Raw genomic sequence first — 945 nt, forward strand, 5'->3', positions numbered from 1 at the left:
CGCCGCCTGGACGAACAGCATCCGCAGGTATCGGCTGCCTCGCTTGGTGACTCGGCCGAGAACCGTGCGTCCACTGGTGCTGACCTGACGGGGCACCAAACCAACCCAAGCCGCGAAGTCGCGATCGCGGTCGCAGGCTTCGCCCTTCCCGATTGCCGCGACCAGCGCCGTCGAGATCATCGGACCGATGCCGGGGATGGTCATGGCGTTGGCGCAGTTCTCCTCGATCTGGCTGACCTCCTTGATCTCGCTCGAAGTCGCGTCGATCCGCCGGTCAAGCCAGTGCCAATCGTCCCGAAGGCCCGCCCGTCAGGATGGCACGCATCCTTGAAAAGATCTCGGCGGGCCGCTGCTCAAGGATCGTGTCGAAGGAGTTGTTCAGCGCCCGCAGACCGGGACGAACCGTGATGTTCTGCTCGATCAGGAAGGCACGGATCTGGTTGATGGTCGCTGTGCGACGCGACACCAGCCGGGACCGGACGCGGTGCAGCGCCTGCAGATCGAGCTGATCCTGATCCTTCACGGAGACCGTCCGCAGGTTCGGGCGGAGGGCAGCTTCGGCGATGGCCTCGGCATCATTGTAGTCGTTCTTCTGCCCCTTGTTGAACGGCTTCACGTAAATCGCCAGGATGATCCGCGGCTCGAAGCCCATCGCCCGCAAGGTCCGGCTGACAAAGTGGGCACTGAGGCAGGCCTCCATGCCGACCACGCATCGCGGAAGGCCGTCGAAGACGATGGTCAGCGCCTGCCGCCTTATCTGCTGGCGGATGACAAGCTGCCCGCTATGGTCTCGACCAAGTGAAACGTGTCCTTGCCGATGTCGATGCCAACAACGGCGAGGGTCTCAAAGCTTCCTGCTTTCTTCACGCGCATGGCTGCTTCTCCTTTCGATGCGGTGATCCCGTTCAGGATAACACAACGCTGGGGGAGCAGCCGGCACATCCC

General features: G+C 63.1%; 1 pseudogene. It reads right to left on the reverse strand.

What is annotated here, in order from left to right:
- A pseudogene (locus ACSHZY_RS18875) lies at nt 1-873 on the reverse strand (IS110 family transposase); the annotation flags it as partial.
- Nucleotides 874-945: the final 72 nt, after the last annotated feature.

This window comes from Falsirhodobacter sp. 1013 (assembly GCF_051195255.1).
Classification (GTDB): Bacteria; Pseudomonadota; Alphaproteobacteria; order Rhodobacterales; family Rhodobacteraceae; genus Falsirhodobacter.